Origin of the sequence: Roseibium aggregatum, from assembly GCF_014692675.1 — a bacterium.
Taxonomy (GTDB): Bacteria; Pseudomonadota; Alphaproteobacteria; order Rhizobiales; family Stappiaceae; genus Roseibium; species Roseibium aggregatum_C.
This window is the reverse complement of record NZ_JABFCZ010000015.1, coordinates 31,861-54,875: the sequence shown is the minus strand read 5'-3', so window position 1 is coordinate 54,875 and position 23,015 is coordinate 31,861. Positions and strand designations below refer to the sequence as shown.

The 23,015-nt window shown below is 63.3% G+C and carries 21 protein-coding genes; 19 read left to right on the top strand and 2 right to left on the bottom strand.

Features of this window, described 5'->3' with window-relative positions; all coding sequences use genetic code 11:
• The gene (locus HK439_RS14390; RefSeq protein WP_190292213.1) at positions 1–447 is read right to left on the bottom strand and encodes a cupin domain-containing protein; all 447 of its coding nucleotides are present in this window, start codon (positions 445–447) and stop codon (positions 1–3) included.
• A 77-nt stretch (positions 448–524) separates the two neighbouring features.
• Positions 525–716 (bottom strand): hypothetical protein, encoded by a 192-nt coding sequence (locus HK439_RS26915; protein ID WP_235987898.1) that lies wholly within the window; start codon positions 714–716, stop codon positions 525–527.
• A 9-nt stretch (positions 717–725) separates the two neighbouring features.
• Between HK439_RS26915 and HK439_RS14385 the strand changes: the two genes are divergently transcribed.
• From HK439_RS14385 to HK439_RS14295, 19 genes are all read left to right on the top strand, one after another.
• Positions 726–1,610 (top strand): AraC family transcriptional regulator, encoded by an 885-nt coding sequence (locus HK439_RS14385; protein WP_235987896.1) that lies wholly within the window; start codon positions 726–728, stop codon positions 1,608–1,610.
• 361 nt (positions 1,611–1,971) lie between these two features.
• Positions 1,972–2,442 carry a division/cell wall cluster transcriptional repressor MraZ gene (locus HK439_RS14380; RefSeq protein WP_190292211.1) on the top strand — a complete coding sequence of 157 codons (471 nt, stop codon included), beginning with the start codon at positions 1,972–1,974 and terminating at the stop codon, positions 2,440–2,442.
• Complete coding sequence (rsmH, locus tag HK439_RS14375; RefSeq protein WP_209011831.1) at positions 2,442–3,479, top strand: 16S rRNA (cytosine(1402)-N(4))-methyltransferase RsmH; 1,038 nt, start codon at positions 2,442–2,444, stop codon at positions 3,477–3,479. The genes HK439_RS14380 and rsmH overlap by 1 nt, the downstream gene beginning before the upstream one ends.
• Position 3,480: 1 nt before the next feature.
• Positions 3,481–3,837 (top strand): cell division protein FtsL, encoded by a 357-nt coding sequence (gene ftsL, locus HK439_RS14370; RefSeq protein WP_190292209.1) that lies wholly within the window; start codon positions 3,481–3,483, stop codon positions 3,835–3,837.
• A 10-nt stretch (positions 3,838–3,847) separates the two neighbouring features.
• Positions 3,848–5,560 (top strand): peptidoglycan D,D-transpeptidase FtsI family protein, encoded by a 1,713-nt coding sequence (locus HK439_RS14365; RefSeq protein ID WP_190292208.1) that lies wholly within the window; start codon positions 3,848–3,850, stop codon positions 5,558–5,560.
• Positions 5,561–5,651: 91 nt separating this feature from the next.
• Positions 5,652–7,121 (top strand): UDP-N-acetylmuramoyl-L-alanyl-D-glutamate--2,6-diaminopimelate ligase, encoded by a 1,470-nt coding sequence (locus tag HK439_RS14360; RefSeq protein WP_190292207.1) that lies wholly within the window; start codon positions 5,652–5,654, stop codon positions 7,119–7,121.
• On the top strand, positions 7,118–8,548 hold the full coding sequence (locus tag HK439_RS14355; RefSeq protein ID WP_190292206.1) for a UDP-N-acetylmuramoylalanyl-D-glutamyl-2,6-diaminopimelate--D-alanyl-D-alanine ligase: 1,431 nt from the start codon (positions 7,118–7,120) through the stop codon (positions 8,546–8,548). The genes HK439_RS14360 and HK439_RS14355 overlap by 4 nt, the downstream gene beginning before the upstream one ends.
• Positions 8,549–8,558: 10 nt before the next feature.
• Positions 8,559–9,641, top strand: coding sequence for a phospho-N-acetylmuramoyl-pentapeptide-transferase (gene mraY, locus HK439_RS14350; RefSeq protein WP_190292205.1), 1,083 nt, complete (start codon positions 8,559–8,561; stop codon positions 9,639–9,641).
• Between the two features lie 4 nt (positions 9,642–9,645).
• On the top strand, positions 9,646–11,046 hold the full coding sequence (gene murD, locus HK439_RS14345; RefSeq protein ID WP_190292204.1) for a UDP-N-acetylmuramoyl-L-alanine--D-glutamate ligase: 1,401 nt from the start codon (positions 9,646–9,648) through the stop codon (positions 11,044–11,046).
• Positions 11,046–12,203 (top strand): putative lipid II flippase FtsW, encoded by a 1,158-nt coding sequence (gene ftsW, locus HK439_RS14340; RefSeq protein ID WP_190292203.1) that lies wholly within the window; start codon positions 11,046–11,048, stop codon positions 12,201–12,203. The genes murD and ftsW overlap by 1 nt, the downstream gene beginning before the upstream one ends.
• A 19-nt stretch (positions 12,204–12,222) precedes the next feature.
• Positions 12,223–13,341: an undecaprenyldiphospho-muramoylpentapeptide beta-N-acetylglucosaminyltransferase gene (gene murG / locus HK439_RS14335; protein WP_190292202.1), complete on the top strand. Its 1,119-nt coding sequence runs from the start codon at positions 12,223–12,225 to the stop codon at positions 13,339–13,341.
• Entirely contained in the window at positions 13,338–14,753 is a 1,416-nt protein-coding gene (gene murC, locus HK439_RS14330; protein WP_190292201.1) for a UDP-N-acetylmuramate--L-alanine ligase, read from the top strand. Before murG ends, murC begins: the two co-directional genes overlap by 4 nt.
• Positions 14,750–15,721 carry a UDP-N-acetylmuramate dehydrogenase gene (gene murB / locus HK439_RS14325; RefSeq protein WP_190292200.1) on the top strand — a complete coding sequence of 324 codons (972 nt, stop codon included), beginning with the start codon at positions 14,750–14,752 and terminating at the stop codon, positions 15,719–15,721. Before murC ends, murB begins: the two co-directional genes overlap by 4 nt.
• On the top strand, positions 15,721–16,647 hold the full coding sequence (locus HK439_RS14320) for a D-alanine--D-alanine ligase (protein WP_190292199.1): 927 nt from the start codon (positions 15,721–15,723) through the stop codon (positions 16,645–16,647). The genes murB and HK439_RS14320 overlap by 1 nt, the downstream gene beginning before the upstream one ends.
• The gene (locus tag HK439_RS14315; protein ID WP_209011816.1) at positions 16,614–17,552 is read left to right on the top strand and encodes a cell division protein FtsQ/DivIB; all 939 of its coding nucleotides are present in this window, start codon (positions 16,614–16,616) and stop codon (positions 17,550–17,552) included. The genes HK439_RS14320 and HK439_RS14315 overlap by 34 nt, the downstream gene beginning before the upstream one ends.
• Positions 17,549–18,871: a cell division protein FtsA gene (gene ftsA, locus HK439_RS14310; RefSeq protein WP_190292198.1), complete on the top strand. Its 1,323-nt coding sequence runs from the start codon at positions 17,549–17,551 to the stop codon at positions 18,869–18,871. The genes HK439_RS14315 and ftsA overlap by 4 nt, the downstream gene beginning before the upstream one ends.
• Positions 18,872–18,971: 100 nt before the next feature.
• The gene (gene ftsZ, locus HK439_RS14305; protein ID WP_190292197.1) at positions 18,972–20,735 is read left to right on the top strand and encodes a cell division protein FtsZ; all 1,764 of its coding nucleotides are present in this window, start codon (positions 18,972–18,974) and stop codon (positions 20,733–20,735) included.
• A gap of 256 nt (positions 20,736–20,991) precedes the next feature.
• Positions 20,992–21,933, top strand: a complete 942-nt coding sequence (gene lpxC, locus HK439_RS14300; protein ID WP_190292196.1) for a UDP-3-O-acyl-N-acetylglucosamine deacetylase — start codon at positions 20,992–20,994, stop codon at positions 21,931–21,933.
• 215 nt (positions 21,934–22,148) lie between these two features.
• Positions 22,149–23,015, top strand: a complete 867-nt coding sequence (locus HK439_RS14295) for an outer membrane protein assembly factor BamD (RefSeq protein ID WP_328804166.1) — start codon at positions 22,149–22,151, stop codon at positions 23,013–23,015.

Below are 23,015 nucleotides of genomic sequence, written 5' to 3'. Positions count from 1 at the left end.
TCAGGCCTGATCGGGCGGCGGCAGGAAGTCGACTTCGTGCAGAGCGGACAGGCGCACCAGTTCGGCCGGATCGGTCACGCCGTCGAGCGCTTTGAACAGATCGAAGAGCTTGCGCGAGGGCGCGACGCCGAACACGCAGGTCGCGGTCTTGCCCGAGCGGTTGAAGATACCGTGGGCCTCGCCCATCGGCATGCGCACGGTGTCCCCGGCACCTGCCTTGTGAACCTGACCGCCCATCTCGACTTCCAGATCGCCCTCCAGCATGACGATCCATTCGTCCTGGGTGGGGTGAATGTGCGGCGGCACGAAGGTGTCCGCCGGGATCACGGCGTGCCAGACGAAGGCATTGGTGCTGAGGAGTTTCGGCGTGTAGGTATGGCCGACGACGTTCCAGGCGAGGTTGTCCAGACCGGCATCAGCGCCGGTTATTCCTGCTCCATGTTGCATGGCTGTCCCCTTTTTTATGGTTTGACAGCCGTGAGCCTAAGTCTGCCGCGACGCTTTCTTTTATCCAGATTGCGAAATTACTTGAGGGGTGGCGGCAAATTGCCACCTTGCGTCTGGTCGATCCGCTTGCGGCAGGACTTCGTGGCATCTAAGCTTTCGGCATGTTGGCTGAAGATCATAAAACCGTGCCGCTCAGCAGGTTTTGCCGGTTTCAGACGGCCGATCTTGATGAGGCGCGCGAAATTGTTGCGAGGAATTTTTGCGCCCATCGCCTGGACATGGCTTCGGGCGGCGGCCGGTTCGACGCCTGCCAGAACCGCGCCGAGGGCCGGTTCATCTCGCTGAACTACATCCGCTACGGCGCAGACGTGGAGATTGAGCCGGGCGAACTGGAAAGCTTCTTTCTGATCCAGATCCCGCTTGCGGGACACGCCACCATCCGCAATGGCCGGACGACCGTTTCCTCCGATACCCGCGTCGCCACGATCCTCAATCCCGACCGCTATACCGCCATGCGATGGCATGCGGGATGCGAACAGCTTCTGTTGCAGATAGACCGCGGCTACGTTGCCGAAATCGCCGAACGGATAACGGAAACCGCGCTCGACCCGGGTGTCCGGTTCTCGCCCCGGATCGATCTCGAACAGGCGGGAACACGCGACTGGTTCGTCAAACTGCGCGCCGTGGTGCGCGCGGCCGAGGCCGGTGCGGTGTTTGCCGGGCAGGACGGATATCAGCAGCGGCACGTCGAGGAGAGCCTCATTGTTCGTCTGCTTGAAACCCAGCCCAGCGGGATCTCGCCTCTTCTGGAACGGCCGGTCTCCAGCACCGCGCCTGCGGTGCTGAAACGGGCGCTCGCCATCATCAACGAACGGTTCGCGGATCCGCTGACCCTGCTTGATATCGCGACGGCTGCGGGAACGACCCCGAGGACGCTGCAACTGGTTTTCCAGAAGGAACTGGGCAAGTCTCCGATGCAGTGCCTTCAGGACCGCAGGCTGAGTTTCGCGCGTCATTTGCTTATTTCCGACGGCGGGCAAAGAAGCGTCGGGGATGCGGCCCATCTTTCCGGCCACAGGCACTTCGGGCGGTTTTCCAGCGCCTACAGGCAGCGCTACGGCGAGCATCCGAGACAGACCCTTCAAGGCGCAGAACTCTTCTGACCCTTTAAGTTCGCCTATTTCCAAGGCTGATCATTGACTGTTTCAGCCGGTTTCTGCCGCATTTTAGAGTGTGTGGACTCCGATTCCCGATTTCTGTCAAGGCTTCGTTAATCTTAACAAGATCAAAATTGCTTTGATTGCTGACACTTGTCCGTAAGCAGCGATACGACCATGGGATTCCATTGACGTCCCATAAGATCCCATGGTATCCCATAAAAACCCAGAATGGGGATTGGCGGCCCGCATCAGGGCGGTCACGGCGGACCAATTTGGTGTCGAACCAGGCCGGAGATCGGCTGTCTTTTTTCATTCAGGGGAACTTGGGCTTGGCCAGGCGGATCTGCCTGCTTAGAGGGGTTTTATGGCCGGTTTTGTCTCGCATTTTACCAACCGGCTGGATGCCAAGGGTCGTGTTTCGATCCCGGCACCCTTCCGTGCGGTCCTTGCGCGGGACGGTTTCGAGGGCCTCTACTGCATCGCCTCTCCCCATTGCCCCGCCGTTGATGCAGGCGGCAACGAACTCCTCAGCGAAATCCAGACCCGGCTCGACGCCTTCGCCAAGCTGTCGCCGGATCACGACGCGCTGGCCGTAGCCCTCTTCGGCGCCAGCGAAACGCCGAAGATCGACGGCGACGGGCGGATCATGATTTCCGACATGGTGCGCGAACACTCCGGGATCACCGATCAGGTCACCTTTGCCGGCCTCGGCTACAAGTTTCAGATCTGGGAGCCGGAAAAGTTCCGCGAGCATCGCGCAGAGGCCCAAAGGCGCGCGCTCGCAATGCTGTCGGGGCAAGTGCCCCCGACATCCTCGCCAGGAGAACCGGCATGATGGCGCTGAGCGAAAGAAGCCCTGCTTCGGATGCCGGCGGACCTGCGCGCCATGTGCCGGTTCTCCTGAAAGAGGTGCTGAAATATCTCGATCCGAAATCCGGTGAGGTGATGGTCGACGGAACCTTCGGCGCCGGCGGCTACAGCCGCGCGCTTCTGGCGGCCGGCGCAGCCGTCGTCGGGATCGACCGCGATCCGGATGCGATTGCCGGCGGTCAGCCGCTGGTCGAGGAGGCAAAAGGCCGTCTGACGCTCGTGCCCGGCCAGTTCGCCGATCTCGATACCTATGCTCGCGGCGCCGGGTTCGAGGCGGTCGACGGCGTGGTGCTGGATCTCGGCGTATCGTCGATGCAGCTCGACCAGGCGGAGCGGGGGTTTTCGTTCCTGCGCGACGGGCCGCTCGACATGCGCATGGAGCAGGCCGGCCCGTCCGCGGCCGACGTGGTCAACAAGATGCCGGTGAAGGATCTGATCCGCATCATCGGGCTGCTCGGCGAGGAAAAGCGGGCGACGACCGTCGCTCACGCCATCGACAACGCGCGCAAGGAAAAACCGTTCGAGCGGACCGCGGAACTCTCCGCGCTGATCGAAAAGGTGCTCGGTCGGTCGCCGAAGAAGGCCCAGATCCATCCGGCGACGCGGACCTTTCAGGCGCTGCGCATCTACGTCAACGGCGAACTGCATCAGGCGGCCCGCGCTCTTGGCGCCGCCGAGAGGATCCTGAAACCGGGCGGACGGCTGGTTCTGGTCAGCTTCCACAGCCTGGAAGACCGGATCGTGAAGCGGTTCTTCCAGGACCGCACCCGGACCCGGGGCGGCGGCTCCCGGCACATGCCGGAAGAGGACGTGCCACCGCCGACATTCGAATTGCTGACGCGCAAGGCGGTGGAAGCCGAAGAAGCGGAAACGGAGGCCAATCCGCGGGCCCGCTCCGCGCGTCTTCGTGCGGGCCGGCGGACCGATGTGCCGGCGCGAGACCTGGATATTCATGCGGCAGGCGTCCCAAGGCTTGCCGAATTTGACGGATTAGGAGGCTGAGGTGGGACGCTATCTCAATATTCTCTTCGTGCTGGCCGTCGTGATCGGTGCGGCTGCGGTCTACGACATGAAGCTTGCGGCCAAGAAATCGGCGTCGCGGGTTGCCGAGTTGCAGCAGAAGATCGACGAGGAGCAGGAAAGCATCCGTCTCCTCAAGGCGGAATGGAGCGCGCTCAATCAGCCCGAACGGCTGCAGCATCTGGTCGAACGCTACAATTCCTATCTTCAACTCCAGCCGCTGGCCGTGGACCAGATCGTCTCGCCGGAGGATTTGCCCGTTCGTCCGGTGCAGCTGAAGCCGGTCGGCGGATCCGACCCGATGGGCGGTTACGCCGGCAATTCCCAGGTCATCAGGTGAGGGCGGCGGCATGGCAGTAACCCACGACACGGGATCCATCCTTCAGTTTCGCCGCGCGAAGCCGCGCCCGGTGCATGGCTCTGTGTCTTCCAGCGCGGTCAAGTCCCGTGTCTATCTGGCGATGCTTGCGTTCGCGGCCGTCTATCTGATGATCGGCGGTCGCCTCGTTTTTCTGGCCGAGATGGACGAAACGGATTCACCGGCCCTGATTTCGGCGCAGGATTCCGTTGCCGCCTCGCGGCCCGATCTGCTGGACCGCAACGGCGAGATCCTGGCGACCGATATCAAGACCGCCTCGCTCTACGCCGAACCGCGCCGGGTGCTGGATGTGGACGAGGCCGTCGAGGGCCTGACGAGCGTTCTGCCGGATCTGGACCCGGCCGTGGTCCGCCGCCGTCTGGAAAGCCGGGCCGGCTTTGCCTGGCTGAAGCGTGAGCTTACCCCCGACCAGGCGGAAAAGATCCATAATCTCGGCCTGCCGGGCATCAAGTTCCTGCCGGAGAACAAGCGGTTTTATCCGGGCGGTCCGACGGCCGGCCACATCGTCGGGTCGGTCAATGTGGACAACCAGGGTCTGACCGGCATCGAGAAGTACATCGATGACGAGTGGCTGGCGGATCTGCAGAAATTCGGTTTCGCCTCCGACCGGCCGATGGAGCCCGTTCGTCTGTCCGTCGATCTCCGCGTGCAACACGTGGTTCGCGACGAACTGGTCAAGGCCATGGAGCGTTATCAGGCCATTGCCGCAATCGGCATCGTGCTCGACGTGAAGACAGGTGAGGTCGTCGCCATGTCGTCCCTGCCGGACTACGACCCCAACGACCGGTCCGAGGCGCTGGACAAGAACCGGCTCAACCGGGCGACCGGCGGGGTCTATGAAATGGGGTCGGTGTTCAAGACCTTTACCGCGGCCATGGCGCTTGATTCGGGCAAGGTTTCGATCAACGACAGCTTCGATGCCTCGCGTCCGATCCGGGCCGCGGGCCGCACGATCCACGATTTCCACGGCAAAAACCGGATCCTCTCCGTGCCGGAAATCTTCATCTATTCGTCCAATATCGGCACCGCAAAGATGATGCTGGCCACCGGTATCGACCGGCAGAAGGAATTTCTCGGCCGGCTCGGGTTCCTGGAACGGCCGCATACCGAGCTGCCGGAGAACGCCGCTCCGCTGCTGCCGCCGAAATGGACCGAGCTGGCGGCCATGACCATCTCCTTCGGCCACGGCATTTCGGTCACGCCGATGCAGACCGCGGTAGCCGCAGCCGCCCTGGTCAATGGCGGCACACTGTTGCCGCCGACCTTCTTCCCGCGCAGCGCCGACCAGGTCAAGGCCTTGGGAAAACGGGTTGTTTCGGAAAAGACCAGCCGGATCATGCGCTATCTGTTCCGGCTCAACGTGCTCTCCGGCTCCGGACGCCACGCCGATGTGCCGGGCTACACGGTGGGCGGCAAGACGGGAACGGCGGAGAAGGTCGAAAACGGCGTTTATGTCTCCAACAAGCGCCGGAACTCCTTCCTGTCGGCCTTCCCGATGGATGATCCGCGCTACGTGGTGCTGGTGGTTGTCGACGAGCCGAAACCGGAAAAAGGCAAGTCCATCGCGACCGCAGGCATGAACGCGGCGCCGACGGTTGCCGCCATCATTCGCCGCGCAGCACCGATGCTGGGCGTCATGCCGCGCTTCGGCGAGGGAGAACAACCGATCGAAATATCCTATTAACGACTGAATATTCAGTCGCCGGCGGGGTCGCAGCCGTTATCCGGTGCCTGAATGCCAACATGACGACGCACAAACCGGACGACCGTATGAAATGCATCTTGAAAAATTAGCGCGCGGGCTGGATCTCCCGGACGGGGCGGAACGCCTCGACATTTCCGGTCTGACCGCCGACAGCCGTGCGGTTAAGCCCGGTTTTTTGTTTGCCGCCCTGAAAGGCGCAAGCACGGATGGCGCGCGCTTTGTCTCCAGTGCGGTGGATGCGGGCGCTGTCGCGATCCTGTGCGCGGAGGACGCTGCCGACCGGGTGCGCGCCGATGCGGCCGGGCGTGCTGCAATCCTGACCAGCGCCGAGCCGCGGCGGGACTTCGCCATGATGGCTGCGGCCTTTTACGGTGACCAGCCGGAAACCATCGTCGCGGTCACCGGCACCAGCGGCAAGACATCCGTCGCCCATTTCGTGCGCCAGATCTTTCAGGCCGCCGGCCATTCTGCCGCAAGCCTTGGTACCATCGGCACCGTGACCGCCGACGGACGGGTCTATGGCGGGCTCACGACGCCGGACCCGGTGGCGCTTCACAAGGAGCTTGCCCGGCTGGCCAGGGACAAGGTCACCCATGCCGCCCTGGAGGCGTCCAGTCACGGCCTCGACCAGTTCCGGCTCGACGGGGTGCGCCTGACGGCGGCCGGTTTCACCAATCTCGGCCGCGATCATATGGATTACCACCCAACGGTCGAAGACTACCTGAATGCAAAGCTGCGCCTGTTCCGCGATCTCCTGCCGGCCGGCGGGACGGTCGTCGTCGATCCGGGCGAGGCCTATGCGGACCGCGTGCTGGCGGTCGCAGCGGAGCGGAAACTGCCCGTCATCACCGTGGGCGAAACCGGCAAGGACCTGAAGCTGACCGGGTTGCGCCAGACGTCCTCGGGCCAGGACCTGACCGTCCAGACGGCGCGCGGCGATTACTCGGTCACCCTGCCGCTGATCGGACGGTTCCAGGTGTCCAATGCCCTGATTGCCGCCGGTCTCGCGATTGCCGCCGGGATCGAAACCGGAAAGGCTCTCAGGTCGCTTGAAAGCCTGAAGGGCGCGCCGGGACGGTTGGAATTTGCCGGCAAGAAAGCGGGCGGCGGCACGGTCGTGATCGACTATGCCCACAAGCCGGAGGCCCTTGAAAACGCGCTCGCGGCCCTGCGTCCGTTTGCCGAAGGCAAGCTTATTGTCCTAATCGGCGCCGGAGGCGACCGCGACCCCGGCAAGCGGCCGCTGATGGGCAAGATTGCCGCCGACAAGGCGGATATCGTCATCGTGACCGACGACAATCCGCGCAGCGAAGATCCGGCGGCCATCCGGCAAGCGATCCTGGAGGCGGCGCCCGGCGCACTTGAAATCGGCGACCGCGGCGAGGCCATCCGCGAAGGTGTCCGCCTGCTCGGCCCGGGCGATATTCTGTGCGTGGCCGGAAAAGGTCATGAAACGGGCCAGATTGTCGGCAACACGGTACACCCCTTTTCCGACCACGAAGCCGTGGCCGACGCTATTGCCATGGGAGATGCCCGATGACCGAACCGCTGTGGACCCGCGAAGCCTTTGTCGAAGCGACCGGCGGAGAAACCTCAGGCGAGGTGGCGGATGCGATTACCGGCATTTCCATCGACAGCCGGACGCTGCAGCCGGGCGAAGCCTTCGTCGCGATCAAGGGCGACCGCCTCGATGGTCATGATTTCGTCGCAGCCGCCCTTGAAGCCGGCGCATCGCTGGCGCTTGTCGCCAGGGAGCGCATGGCCGATCTGCCCAGGGACGGGCGCTATGTGATCGTCGACGATCCGCTGGAAGCCCTCCGACAGCTCGGCGTTGCCGCCCGGGCCCGGACGGAGGCCCGCATTGTCGCGGTGACCGGATCCGTCGGCAAGACCGGCACCAAGGAGGCGCTCCGGCTGACGCTGGAGCGGTCCGGAAAGGTGCATGCGTCGGTTGCCTCCTTCAACAATCACTGGGGCGTTCCCCTGACGCTCGCGCGTATGCCCGCCGACACCGAATACGGGGTGTTCGAAATCGGCATGAACCATGCCGGCGAGATCACGCCGCTGGTCAAGATGGTGCGCCCGCATGTGGCGATCATCACCACAGTGCAGCCGGTCCATCTGGAGTTTTTCGGCTCGGTCGAGAAGATCGCCCAGGCGAAGGCGGAGATCTTTGCAGGCCTGGAGCCGGACGGGGTTGCCATCCTGAACCGGGACAACAACCAGTTCGATCTTCTGAAATTCCTGGCGACCGCCGCCGGTGTCGCCCGCGTTGACACATTCGGCGAGAGCGCCGGCGCGGATTCCGTCGTGGAGAAGGTGTCGCGCCAGCCGGGAAGCTCCAGCGTGCAGGCGTCCATCCTCGGCAACGAGATCACCTACAAGATCGGCGCGCCGGGGCGCCATCATGTGAAGAACAGCCTCGCGGTGCTCACTGCCGTCGTCGAACTGGGCGCCGATCTGGCGCTTGCCGGGCTGGCGCTGGCGGACATGCGCGCGCCCAAGGGCCGTGGGGAAGTGACCCGGCTGAAACTGTCCGATGGCTATTTCGACGTGATCGACGAGAGCTACAACGCCAATCCGGCATCGATGAAGGCTGCTCTCGAGGTTCTGAGCGAGGCGCCGGTGTCCCGTCCGGGCCGGCGCATTGCGGTGCTCGGGGACATGCGCGAACTCGGAGAACGGTCGGATCAGCTTCATGCCGGCCTCTTTGCCCATATCGCTGACGCGGGGATCGACACGGTCTATTGCTCGGGGCCGCATATGCATGCGCTTTGGGATCTTCTGCCCAAACACCAGCGTGCGATCTATGCGGAGGAAGCGGCCGGGCTTCGCAACCGGTTGCTGGAAGATGTGCGTCCCGGCGACGTGATCATGATCAAGGGATCGCTCGGATCGAAGATGGGGCCCCTTGTTGAGGCCCTGAAAAAGGAATATCCGCCTGCGGACGAAACCGTGGCGGCTTGAGGACCTTCGGATGTTTTATTTTCTCGGCGAACTCGCCGACCAGATTTCTGCCTTGAATGTTTTCCGGTACATCACGTTCCGGACCGGCGGGGCAATCATGACGGCCCTGTTCTTCGTGTTCCTGTTCGGGCCAAGGATCATCAGCAGCCTGCGCCTGCGTCAGGGGCACGGACAGCCGATCCGGGCTGACGGGCCGGAAGGCCATCTTTCCAAGAAAGGCACGCCGACCATGGGCGGGCTGATGATCCTGTCGGGCGCGCTTGTCGCAGCCCTTTTGTGGACGGATCTGTCCAACCCCTATGTCTGGATCGTGATCGCGGTGACGGTCGGCTTTGGCCTGATCGGATTTTACGATGATTATCTTAAGGTGACGAAATCCACCGCAAAGGGCTTTGGCGGCAAGGCCCGGCTCGGGCTGGAGTTCCTGATTGCCGCTGCCGCGGCCTATGTGGTCACGCTTCTCGACAACGAGCCGTTTTCAACCTCCATCGGCTTTCCCTTCCTCAAGGCGGTCACCTTCAATCTCGGGCTGTTCTTCATTCCCTTCGCCGCCTTCGTGATGGTCGGCGCGGGCAATGCGGTCAACCTGACCGACGGGCTCGACGGCCTTGCCATCGTTCCGGTGATGATCGCCTGCGCGTCCTTCGCGCTGATTGCCTATCTGTCGGGGAATGCGGTCTTCGCCGAATACCTGCAGATCCACCATGTGCCCGGGACCGGCGAACTGGCGGTGATATGCGGCGCGGTGATCGGGGCCGGCCTCGGCTTCTTGTGGTTCAACGCGCCGCCGGCGGCCATCTTCATGGGCGATACCGGTTCGCTGGCGCTCGGCGGCATGATCGGTGCGATCGCGGTTGCCACGAAGCATGAGATCGTCCTTGCCATCGTCGGCGGACTGTTCGTTCTCGAAGCGGTCTCCGTGATCGCCCAGGTGATTTCCTTTAAGCTGACCGGCAAGCGCGTCTTCCGCATGGCGCCGATCCACCATCATTTCGAACTGATGGGCTGGACGGAATCCCAGGTCGTGATCCGGTTCTGGATCATCTCCGTCGTCCTGGCGCTGATCGGCCTTGCAACCCTGAAGCTGAGGTAGACGCATGATCCCGGTTACCTCGTTCCACGGCAGGCATGTGGCGCTGTTCGGCCTCGGAGGCTCCGGGATGGCGACGGCACGCGCCCTTGTGGCCGGCGGAGCGCGGGTGACGGTGTGGGATGATGCCCCGGCCCGTGTCGAGGCAGCGGTTTCGGAAGGACTGAACGCGCGGGATCTGCGCGAGGCCGACTGGGACGATTTTTCAGCGCTCGTGCTGGCCCCCGGCGTGCCCCTGACCCATCCCCTGCCGCACTGGACGGTGGACCGTGCGCGCGATGCCGGCATCGAGGTGATCGGCGATGTGGAGCTGTTCTGCCGCGAGCGGCGGAAAAAATGCCCCGAGGCGCCGCTGATCGCCATTACCGGCACCAACGGCAAATCGACCACCACCGCGCTGATTGCCCATCTCCTGAAAACCCTGGGCTATGACACGCAGATGGGCGGCAACATCGGCATTCCGGTTCTGGAACTGGAGCCGCCGGCACCCGGACGGCATTATGTGGTCGAGTGTTCCTCCTATCAGATCGACCTGGCGCCTACACTTGACGCGACAGTGGGCATTCACATGAACCTGTCTCCGGACCATCTGGACCGGCACGGCACCCTGGAGCACTACGCGGCGATCAAGGAACGGCTGGTTCAGGGCAGTGAGACGGCCGTCGTCGGTGTCGACGACCGGTTGTCGGCGGCCATTGCCGACCGCCGGGAGATGTCGGAAAAGCCCCTGTGGCGGATTGCCGGGGAACGGGAGTTGCCGGAAGGGGTCTATTCCAGCCACGGAGAGCTGTTCGAAGCTCATGACGGGGCCCAGGTCCGGGTCGCGAGCCTTGCCGGGATCGACAGTCTGCGCGGCGACCATAACGGCCAGAACGCGGCCGCCGCCTTCGCCGCTCTTCGAACGCTTGGCGTTCCGGCTGAAAAGATTGCCGAAGCGCTGAAGAGTTTCCCCGGACTGCACCATCGCATGGAGGTGATCGCCCGGTCCGGGCGGATCCTGTTCGTCAACGATTCCAAGGCGACCAATGCCGATGCGGCGGCACGTGCGCTCGCCAGCTTCGACCGCATCTACTGGATCGCGGGCGGGCGCGCCAAGGCCGGCGGCATTGCGCCGCTGGAGGAATCCTTCCCGCGCATCGCCAAGGCGTATCTGATCGGCGAGGCCGCTCAGGATTTCGCCGGAACACTTCAAGGGCAGGTTCCCTACGAGATCAGCGGGACGCTGGACAAGGCGGTTGCGCAAGCTGCGGAAGATGCGGCAAAGGACGCGGCACCGGAGATGGCGGTGCTGCTGTCGCCGGCCTGCGCGTCGTTCGACCAGTATCCCAATTTCGAAATCAGGGGCGATGCCTTTGCCAAGGCGGTCCGCGCCCTGAAGATGGTCGTCACAAGCCAGGAGGTCGCCTGATGGTCAGCCGCGCCGATCGCAGCCGCTTTGCGGAGTGGTTCTGGACCGTGGATCACTACCTGCTTGCGGCCTTCTTCCTGCTCATGGTCGGTGGCGTGGTGCTGTCCTTTGCCGCCAGCCCGCCGGTTGCGGAGCGGATCGGCGTCGAGACCTTCTTTTTCGTCAAGCGTCAGGCGCTGTTCCTCGGCCCGGCGCTTGCCGTCATGCTGGCCGCGTCGCTGATGACGCCGCGCATGGTCCGGCGGGCGGCCCTTCTGATCTTCATCGCGTCCGTGGTGATGCTGATCGCGACTCTGTTCATCGGGATGGAGGTCAAGGGGTCGAGGCGTTGGATTTCGCTTCTCGGTTTTTCGATCCAGCCCTCGGAATTCCTGAAGCCGGCATTTGTCGTGCTGGTGGCCTTCCTGTTGTCGGAAAGCGGTCGCAGGCGGGAAGTGCCCGGCGTTCTGTTCTCGATCCTGATCTACATCATCTGCGCAGCGCTCCTGATTGCCCAACCGGATTTCGGGCAGACGATGCTGCTGGGGACCGTCTGGGCCGGGCTGTTTTTCCTGAACGGCCTGCCATGGTTCCTGATCGCCGGGCTCGGCGTGATCGGGGTCATGGGTCTTGCGTCAGCCTATATCATGCTGCCGCACGTGGCCGCCCGCGTGGACGGGTTCCTGGATCCGAGTTCGGGCAATACCTACCAGATCGATACGGCGATGGACGCGTTCCTGTCGGGCGGCTGGTTCGGACGGGGGCCGGGCGAGGGGACGGTGAAGCGGATCCTGCCCGACAGCCATACGGACTTCGTTTTTGCCGTGGTGGCGGAGGAATTCGGCATCATCGCCTGCCTGTTGCTGGTTTCCGTCTTCGCCTTCATCATTATCCGCGGGCTCAATCATGCGAGCAGGGATCAGGATGCGTTCGGAAGGTTGGCCACTGCCGGGCTTACGGTCCTGTTCGGTCTGCAGGCTTCCATCAATCTGGCGGTGAACCTCAATCTCATGCCGCCCAAAGGCATGACGCTGCCGTTCATTTCCTACGGCGGCTCATCGCTGCTGTCATCGGCCATGACCGCGGGCGCGCTGCTGGCGCTGACCCGGCGCAGGCCGCGGCCGACCCGCGGCGAGCCGGTGACCGTCAGCCGCCTTTCGCCTTCAAGCCTCATGTGAGGACCGAGCTCGTTCAGTTATGAGTAAAACCATTCTTCTCACGGCAGGCGGTACCGGCGGGCATCTGTTCCCGGCCCAGGCACTGGCGAGCGAACTCGGCCGACGGGGCTGGACCGTGGAGCTTGCCACGGACGAGCGCGCCGACCGGTACGGCCAGGCCTTTCCGGCCCGCAAGGTGCACATCATCGCGTCGGAAACCCTGCGCGGGAAATCGCCGGTGGCGCTTGCGAAAACCGCCCTCAGCCTGCTGCGCGGCACACTGCAGGCGCGCGGTGTGATCAAGGCGCTCAAGCCCGAAGCCGTGGTCGGTTTCGGCGGCTATCCGACGTTCCCGCCGATGTTTGCCGCGCGGCTGACCGGCACGCCGTCCATCCTGCACGAGGCCAATGGCGTCATGGGCCGGGCGAACCGGATGCTGGCCAGGGGCGCGACGGCGATTGCCACCAGTGTCCCGCTGACCGGATTGCCGGCCGATCTCGCCGCCAAGGTGGTGGAGACCGGCAATCCCGTCCGCGATGCCGTCATTGCAGCATCGGGAAAACCCTATCAGCCGCCGGCGCCGGACGGCCCCTTTCATCTGCTCGTTTTTGGCGGGTCGCAGGGTGCGCGGTTTTTCTCCGATCTCATGCCGGAAGCCCTGAAGCATGTGTCCGGCGAGGTGCGCGGACGGCTCCAGCTGGTGCAGCAATGCCGGCCGGAGGATCTGGAACGAGTCGAAGCGGCCTGTCAGTCCCTCGGGATCGACGCCGAGCTCAAGTCGTTTTTCCAGGACATGCCGGAACGCATCGCGGCATCGCATCTGGTGATCTGCCGCGCCGGCGCGTCGTCGGTGAGCGAACTGACGGTGCTGGGGCGGCCCTCCATCCTGGTGCCCCTGCCGCATGCGCTCGATCAGGACCAGAGCGCCAATGCCAGGGGACTGGAAGCCGCCGGCGGGGCCTGGCCGATCCGCCAGGCCGATTTGACGCCGGAACGCATGGCACAGGAACTTGAACGGCTCTTCCACGCACCGGAACTGCTGGCAAACGCCGCGGAGCGCGCGCTCGGACAGGGCAAGCCGGATGCGGTCGCACGGCTTGCGGATCTCGTGGAACGGATCGCCGAAAAGAAAAAACTTGAAACAGGAGACGGCGCATGAAGATGCCGCAGGATATCGGCCCGGTGCATTTCGTCGGCATCGGAGGCATTGGGATGAGCGGCATCGCCGAGGTGCTGAAGACGCTCGGCTACGAGGTCCAGGGCTCCGACATGGCCGACAACGCCAACGTGAAGCGCCTGCGCGACCACGGCATCAAGGTGACTGTCGGCCATGCGGCGGAAAACCTTGGGGATGCGGAAGTTCTCGTGGTGTCCTCGGCGATCAAGAAGGACAATCCGGAACTGGTTGCCGCCCGCGAAAAGCTGATCCCGGTCGTCCGGCGCGCCGAGATGCTGGCCGAACTGATGCGCTTCAAGCAGGCGATTGCGGTCGGCGGCACCCACGGCAAGACCACGACCACCTCGATGATCTCGGCGCTGCTTGATGCGGGCAATCTGGACCCGACCGTGATCAACGGCGGCATCATCAACGCCTACGGCACCAACGCACGCATGGGGCAGGGCGACTGGATGGTCGTGGAGGCGGACGAGAGCGACGGCACCTTCGTCAAGCTGCCCGCCGATATTGCCGTGGTGACGAACATCGACCCGGAACATCTCGACCACTACGGCGACTTTGCCGGTGTGCGCGCCGCCTTCCGCCAGTTCGTGGAAAACGTTCCCTTCTATGGCTTTGCCGTCATGTGTCTCGATCATCCGGAAGTGCAGACCCTGATCGGCCAGATCGAGGACCGCCGGATCGTCACCTATGGCGCCAATCCGCAGGCCGACGTCCGGTTTACCGATGTCGACATGGGTGGCGGCAAATCGACGTTCTCCGTGACGATCCGCGACCGGCGCAGCGACAGCGTGACCGAACTCGACGGCCTCGTGCTGCCGATGCCCGGTCTGCATAACGTTTCCAATGCAACGGCGGCGATCGCAGTGGCGTCTCAGCTCGGCGTCAAGCCGGAAGACCTGCGCAAGGGTCTTGCCGCCTTCGGTGGTGTGAAGCGGCGCTTCACCCATACCGGGTCGGTCAACGGGATCGAGATCTTCGACGATTACGGCCATCACCCGGTGGAAATCCGCGCCGTGCTCCATGCCGCGCGCGAATCCGCCAACGGCAAGGTCATCGCCATCGTCCAGCCGCATCGCTATACAAGGCTGAAGAGCCTGTTCGACGAGTTCTCCAACTGTTTCAACGATGCCGACAGCGTCATCGTGGCGCCGGTCTATCCGGCCGGCGAACAGCCGATCGAGGGCGCCAGCCATCTGGATCTGGTGTCGGGTCTGAAAACCCGCGGCCACCGGTCCGCCCAGGCGATCGACAATCCGGACGAACTGGCCAAGCTGGTCGCGGACATTGCCGAGCCGGGCGACTATGTCGTGTTCCTGGGAGCGGGCAACATCACGCAGTGGGCCTATGCGCTTCCCGACCAGCTGAAGCAGCAGCTTGGAGGTTCGGCGTGAGTTTTCCCGATCTCCTGGACATCCATCCGGATCTGGCTGAAGGCATTCGCGGCAAACTGACGGCGAATCAGTTGCTTTCGGCGGTCACGTGGTTCCGTGTCGGCGGTCCGGCGCAGCTGATGTTCCAGCCGGCCGACGAAGAAGATCTGGCTGCCTTTTTGAAAAAACTTCCCGAAGGCGTTCCGGTGCTGCCGGTCGGCCTCGGGTCCAATCTGCTGATTAGGGACGGCGGGCTGAAGGGCGTGGTCATCCGTCTGAGCGCCAAGGGCTTCGGGGCGATCGAGGAGATTGGCAACAACCGGCTTCGCGCCGGGGCGGCCGTGCCGGACAAGCGCCTGGCGGAAGCGGCAGCCAAAGCGGGACTGGACGGATTTGCCTTTTATACCGGGATCCCGGGCGGCCTGGGCGGGGCGCTGCGCATGAACGCCGGCGCACACGGCACGGAAACCCGCGAGCGGATGGTGGAACTTGTCGCCATCGACCGGCAGGGCAACCGGCATGTCCTGACGAATGCGGACATGGGCTACGCTTACCGGCATTCGGCGGCGTCGAAAGACCTGATCTTCACCGAAGCGGTTTTCGAGGGCACGCCCGCCGACGAAGCGGAGATCCGCAAGGAAATGGATGACGTCGTCGCGCACCGCGAACGGGCCCAGCCGATCCGGGAAAAGACCGGCGGCTCCACCTTCAAGAACCCGGAAGGCACGTCCGCCTGGAAGGTGATCGATGCGGCCGGCTGCCGGGGACTGACCATCGGCGGCGCGCAGATGTCGGAACTGCACTGCAACTTCATGATCAACACCGGCAACGCCACGGGACACGACCTTGAGCTTCTGGGCGAAACGGTCCGGGCGCGGGTCCTGGAGCATTCCGGGGTCCGGCTGGAATGGGAAATAAAGCGACTTGGGGAATTCGGTCCCGAAGGGGCGATCGCGCCCTTCCTGGACAAACTTGAGGAGGCCTGCTGATGGCGCAAAAACACGTGGCGGTTCTCATGGGCGGCTGGGTCAGCGAACGGCCGGTCAGCCTGTCGAGCGGACGCGAATGCGCCAAGGCGCTGAAGGAGGCCGGCTACAAGGTCAGCGAGATCGATGTCGACCGTAATGTCGCCGCCGTCCTCAAGGAGGTCGCGCCCGATGTCGCCTTCAATGCGCTGCACGGCCCGTTCGGGGAGGACGGCTGCATCCAGGGCATCCTGGAGGTCATGAATATTCCCTATACCCATTCGGGGGTAATGGCGTCTGCGCTTGCCATGAACAAGGTCAAGGCGAAGGCGGTGATGGCGGCGGCCGGGGTGCCGGTGACCGAACACCTGATTGTGAACCGGAACGAGATCGGCCGGGAGCATCCCATGACGCCTCCCTACGTCATCAAGCCGATCAACGAGGGATCGAGTTTCGGCGTCCTTATCGTGAAGGAGGACCAGGACTATCCGCCGCAGGAACTGACCCGCGCCGACTGGCCCTATCCGGACGTTTTGATGTGTGAACGGTTCATTGCGGGACGGGAACTGACCTGCGCCGTCATGGGGGACAGGGCGCTGGGTGTCATCGACATCGTGCCGGTCGGTCACGGTTTCTACGATTATGATGCGAAATATCTGGAAGGAGGCTCGAAACACATCCTTCCTGCAAAAATTTCACCGATTGTTTACCAAAAAATACAGACACTGACACTCGAGGCTCATCAGTCTCTCGGCTGTCGCGGGGTGTCCCGCGCGGATTTCCGCTTCGACGAACGTGAAGACGGTACCGGCGAACTGATTTGTCTCGAAGTGAACACGCAACCAGGTATGACGCCGACGTCTCTCGTGCCCGATATGGCGGCCCATGAGGGGATGAGTTTCAAGGACCTGGTCAGTTGGATGGTAGAGGACGCAAGTTGCTGTCGCTAAGGCGCAAAAACAGGCAGAACGACCTGACCCCGATGGAAGCCGAACTGGCTCCGCGGGGACGTGGCGTCGCACGCCTGCATCGCCAGCCTGTCTGGCGCGCCGCCGGCCGCCTTGCGGAACTGCCGCACTGGACCGGGTCCGTGGCGGCCCTCGGTTTCTTAAGCCTCACCATCACCTACGGCATTATCCTCGGCGGTTACGGCCGGGAGGTTTCCGATGCGCTCCTGTCGGCTGCCGGCTTCGAGATCGAGGCCGTCAAGCTGTCCGGCCAGCGGGAAACCAACGAGTTCCAGATCCTGGAGGCGCTTGAAATCCAGGAAGGCTCGTCGCTGGCCCTGTTCGACGCGGATGCCGCCAGAAAGCGGCTGACCGATATCGCCTGGGTAAAGAACGCATCGGTGATGAAGCTCTATCCGGGAACAATCCAGGTCAACCTGGAAGAACGCGTTCCTTACGCGCTGTGGCAGCGCGGCGATGTGGTCTCGATCATCAACGAGGCCGGGGACGTGATTACCGATGATGTCGACGGCCGTTATGCCAATCTGCTGCTTGTCGTGAACCACGGCGCGCAACATCACGCCAAGGAAATCATAACCGCCCTGGAAAGAGTGCCGGAACTGCGTTCGCGGGTTCGCGCCGCCTTTCTGGTCGGCGAAAGACGTTGGGACCTGATGCTGGAAAACGGCATTTCAATCCGGTTGCCGGAAGAAAACATGGATGCGGCCCTTGCGGACGTCGTGGCCATGGATGCGCAGAACGGGCTCCTGTCCCGCGACATCGTCGCGGTGGACATGCGCCTGGCGGACCGGGTCGTCGTCCGGCTGTCGGATGAGGCCCTGGAACGGCGCAAGGAAGCCGGCAAGGGCAATGGTCGGGTGGCTTCGGCCCGGGGGCACAACACATGAAGAAGTCCCGGTCCAACCTCTACCTGCCGCGCATGCGGCCCCTGCCGGGGCGCCGCGCCGTCGTGATGTCCGTTCTCGACGTCGGCTCGACCAAGATCTGCTGTCTGATCGCCAAGCTGACGCCGCGCGACGAGGGCGCGGTCCTGTCCGGCCGGTCCCATTCGGTCGAGGTGCTCGGCTACGGCTATCAGCGCTCGCGCGGGATCAAGTCCGGCGTCGTCGTCGACATGGATGCCGCAGAACATGCCATCCGGCTGGCCGTGGATTCGGCCGAACGCATGGCCGGTGTCACTGTTGAATCGCTGATTGCAAACGTGAGCTGCGGCCGGCTGCAGAGCGAGATCTTCTCCGCCGGGGTGCCGCTTGCCGGTGAATCCGTCACGGAAGCCGATATCCAGCGGGTGCTGTCGGCCGGGTCGTCCCATTCGGTGACCGAGGGCCGGGCCGTGACCCATGCGCTGCCGATTTCCTATTCGCTCGACGGCAACCGGGGCATCCGCGATCCGCGCGGCATGATGGGCCACAAGCTCGGCGTCGATATGCAGGTGGTGACCGCCGAAGTGCCGCCCGTGCGCAATCTGGAACTGTGCATCAACCGCGGGCATCTGCATGTGGAGACCCTGGTCGCCACGCCGTTTGCCAGCGGCCTGTCGACGCTCGTCGACGATGAGACCGAACTCGGTGTCGCCTGTATCGACATGGGCGGCGGCACGACGACGCTTTCGGTGTTCGTCGAGGGCCAGATGGTCCATCTGGATGCCATCGCCGTCGGCGGGCATCACGTGACCACGGACATCGCCAGGGCCTTCGCCACGCGTCTGCAGGATGCGGAGCGGCTGAAGACCCTGCACGGGTCTCCGATCGTCAGCAGTTCCGATGACCGGGACATGCTGACCGTTCCGCCGCTGGAAGGCGACGGCGATCTGCCAAATCAGATCCCCCGCTCGGCGCTGACCCGTGTCATCCGCCCGCGGGTGGAGGAAATTCTCGAACTCGTACGGGACCGTTTCACGGCCTCCGGCTTTGCCGGACGCGTCGGCAAACAGATTGTGCTGACCGGCGGAGCCAGTCAGCTCACGGGTTTGAGTGAAGTTGCGCGCCGCGTCCTGGGGCGTAACGTTCGTCTGGGCCGGCCATTAGGCGTCGCCGGCCTTCCTGAAGCTGCGAAAGGACCGGCATTCGCTACGGCGGTCGGTCTTCTCATCTATCCCCAGGTCGCACAGATCGAGCAGTTCGAGCACAAGAACCGCCGTACTGGCTGGGGTGGGCAATCTGGTTATCTGGCCCGCGTCGGCCAGTGGATCAGGGAAAGTTTCTGACGATATGAGCCAAGGACAGGAACCGCCGGTGACGGCTGACGAGATTAGGGAAGAAGAGGGAGCCCCCGTTTCGGGTGCCCCAGTGGGTCGCGAGGATACTATGACCATCAACCTGAAGATGCCCGACATTCAGGAGCTGAAGCCGAGAATTACGGTCTTCGGCGTAGGCGGCGCGGGCGGAAACGCCGTCAATAACATGATCACTGCCGGCCTCCAGGGCTGCGACTTCGTCGTGGCCAATACGGATGCCCAGGCACTTGCCATGAACCACTCCGAACGTCTCGTCCAGATGGGCGTGGCGGTGACGGAAGGTCTTGGCGCCGGTTCCCAGCCTGAAGTCGGCTGTGCAGCGGCCGAGGAAGTGATCGACGAGATCAACGACCACCTGAGCGGTTCGCACATGGTGTTCATCACCGCCGGCATGGGCGGCGGAACCGGAACGGGGGCCGCACCGGTCATCGCCCGGGCCGCCCGCGAGCAGGGTATACTGACGGTAGGTGTGGTCACCAAGCCGTTCCAGTTCGAAGGCGCCCGGCGCATGCGCATCGCAGATTCCGGCATCGAGGAACTGCAGAAGAATGTCGATACGCTGATCGTCATTCCGAACCAGAACCTGTTCCGGATCGCGAATGCGCAGACGACCTTCGCCGACGCCTTCGCCATGGCCGACCAGGTCCTTTATTCCGGTGTTGCCTGCATCACCGACCTGATGGTCAAGGAAGGCCTGATCAACCTGGACTTCGCCGATGTCCGCTCCGTCATGCGCGGCATGGGCAAGGCGATGATGGGGACCGGCGAAGCCAGCGGCGAAAAGCGCGCCCAGCAGGCGGCCGAGGCGGCAATCGCCAACCCGCTGCTCGATGAATCCTCCATGAAGGGGGCCAAGGGCCTGCTGATTTCCATCACCGGCGGCAACGATCTGACGCTGTTCGAGGTGGACGAAGCGGCCACCCGTATCCGCGAGGAAGTGGACGCGGACGCCAACATCATCCTCGGGGCGACCTTCGACGAAAGTCTCGACGGCATCATCCGGGTTTCGGTTGTTGCAACCGGGATCGACCGGGAAGCCGGGGCGGATGACCTGGGCTACCAGATGGCCGCACCGGTCATCGCGAGCAAGCCGAAGGCAGAACCGGCACCGGCGCCTGCAAAGCCGGCAACTTCGCTGGACGAAGCCGCCAAGAAGGCGGTTGCCAGCCTGGAACGCGAACTCGCCCTTCCGGACACCGCCGGCGTGACGAGCGCGACCGATCCTGATGTTGAGATCAAGCCGTTCCGTCCCGCGCCGGACATGCTCAGCGACAAGACGCCGAACATGGATCTGGAAGCGGACGCGCCGGTTGCGGCCGCAGCGGATGAGCCGGTCAACAAGCCGTATATCCCGCCGGTGGCAGAACAGCACAGCCCGTCGCCGCGCATGCCGCGGGTCGAGGACTTCCCGCCGATCGCTCAGCGGGAACTCCAGGCAAGGCAGGCCGCGGCCGAGCCGGCTGCAACGAAACCCGCCATGGCGGAACGTGCGGCACCTGCACCTGCTCATGATGTTCATCATGACGAGTACGACGAGGAACGCCGTCCCATGGGCCTTCTGCGCCGGCTGGCCAGCGGTCTCGGCCGCCGGGACGAGCATGACGAAGACGAGGGCTATCATGAGCACCATGCGGAACCGAAGGTTCAGCAGCCTGCTCCGGCTCCGGCCGCTGCCGCACGTCCCGCGGCTCCGAGGGCTCCCGCGCCCCGGCCGAGTTCGGAAGGCGCTTCCGGTCAGCTCGATGCGACCGGACGGGCCGCGCCCAAGCCGATGTCTGCGGCGGATGACGAACAGCTGGAAATCCCGGCATTCCTGCGCAGACAGTCGAACTGATTCGCGGCTTTGCCTTCTTCCCTTGTGGACAGCCCGGAGCAATGCTCCGGGCTGTTTCCGTTACGTCAAAATTTATTGATTGAATTCAAGGCGTTGCGATGCTGCGCCGCGTTACAAAACGTAATAAAGCTTTATTTCATGTCCCGGGGCGGACTCGAGTATGGTCCTGTCCAAGACGCAATCGTTAACAGTTCGTAATGTGCAAGCGTGTGTTTCGAACGGGTTTCCAGATGCGAAATCGAAAGGCCGGGGCAGAATGACCAACCACATTGATCGCCAGACGACTCTTGCAGATCAGGTAACGCTTACCGGCATTGGTGTTCATTCCGGAAAACCGGCGACTATTACGCTCCTGCCAGCCGATGCGGGCACCGGCATCGTGTTCCAGCGCACGGATAAGGATGACGCGGCAGAAATTCCCGCCCTCTGGAACCGGGTGACCCAGACCTCCCTTCAGACCGTGCTCGGCGATCCGTCCGACAACGGCCTGTCGACCGTCGAACACCTGATGGCAGCCCTGGCCGGAATGGGGATCGACAATCTGATCGTCGAAATCGACGGCCCGGAAATGCCGATCATGGATGGCTCGAGCGCCGCATTCGTGGACGCCATCGATCAGGTGGGTGTGAAATATCTGGACCGCGGCCGCCGCTACCTCAAGATCAAGAAGGCGGTTCGTGTCGACAACGGCAGCGCATGGTGCGAACTCAAGCCCTACGAGGGCACCCGCTTCGAAATCACCATCGATTTCGACACGCCTTTGATTGGCCGCCAGACGTTTGCCTCCGACCTGACGCCGCTGGTGTTCCGCGAAGACCTGTCGCGTGCGCGTACCTTCGGTTACGTAAAGGACGTCGAGCAGCTCTGGAAGATGGGCTTTGCGCTCGGATCGTCCCTGGAGAATTCGGTGGCGATCGCCGAAGACAAGGTGCTCAATCCGGAAGGAACCCGCTGGCCGGACGAATTCGCCCGCCACAAGGCGCTGGATGCCGTCGGCGACCTGTCGCTTGCCGGCCTCCCGATCCTCGGCCTCTACCGCTCCTACAAGGGCGGGCACAAGATGAACAATGCGATTCTCGCCAAGCTGTTCGAGGACAAGAGCGCGTACGAGATCGTCGAAGCGCCTGCGTTCCGGGAAATCGGACATGCGGAAAACGCCGGTCTCGCCGCAGCCGCCTTCGGCCCGGACGTTTCCTGAGCCCGGGAACTCCGGTCTTTTAAAGCAGGCAAGGCGGCTGAAATTTACTCTCCGCCACAAAAAAGCTTAAAAAAAACGACACATGACGCTCTTGGGGCGTGACGGAGGCCTTTGATTTCCGCTAAACATCCCCGTCGAGCAATGTAGAAGACCGTTTCGGATCGGCCTGGAGCCTTATATCAGACAGGACCGGATCCCGGGGAAGGAGTGCAAGGGTGAAGCTTAAGGACCTGCGTCCGGTTAAACGGGGCGGCAATCGAACCACCGCATTCCTGAATGTCGCACTTCTCGGACTTTCCCTGACGCTTGGTGCCTGTGCTTCGAAGGATGAGGTCGATGACCTCGCCTTGAACGACACGCCGCCGGAGGTTCTCTACAACGAGGGTCTGGCGTTGCGTGCGCAAGGCAAGCTGCGCGATGCCGGCGACAAGTTCGAGGAACTCGACAAGCTCTATCCCTATTCCGAATACGCCAAGAAGTCGCTGGTCAACCTTGCCTATCTGAACTTCACCAGAGGGAAGTACACTGAGGCCATTTCCGCGGCCAAACGGTTCCTGACGCTTTATCCGGGCAGCAACGACGCCGCCTACGCGCTTTATATCATCGGCCAGTCCTATTTCCGCCAGATGCCGGACATCACCCGCGATCAGGAAATGACGGAAAAGGCCATGTCCGCCTTCCGGGAACTGATCCAGCGCTATCCCGATTCCGAATATACCTCCGATGCCGAAAAGAAACTGCTGATCACGCAGGATCAGCTTGCCGGCAAGGAGATGCAGGTGGGGCGTTTCTACCTGAAGAAGCGCAATTACATTGCATCGATCAACCGGTTCAAGACCGTCGTGATCAACTATCAGACCACGCGCCATGTCGAAGAAGCCCTGTTCCGCCTGACCGAATCCTACTACGCGCTCGGGGTGGTCAACGAGGCGCAGACGGCGGCCGCCGTTCTCGGACACAACTATCCGGACAGCCAGTGGTACAAGGACGCCTATTCGCTGCTCACCAAGGGCGGGTACGAGCCGTCCGAGGATACCGGCAGCTGGATCAGCAGGGCGTTCAAGAAGGTCAACGTGCTTTAA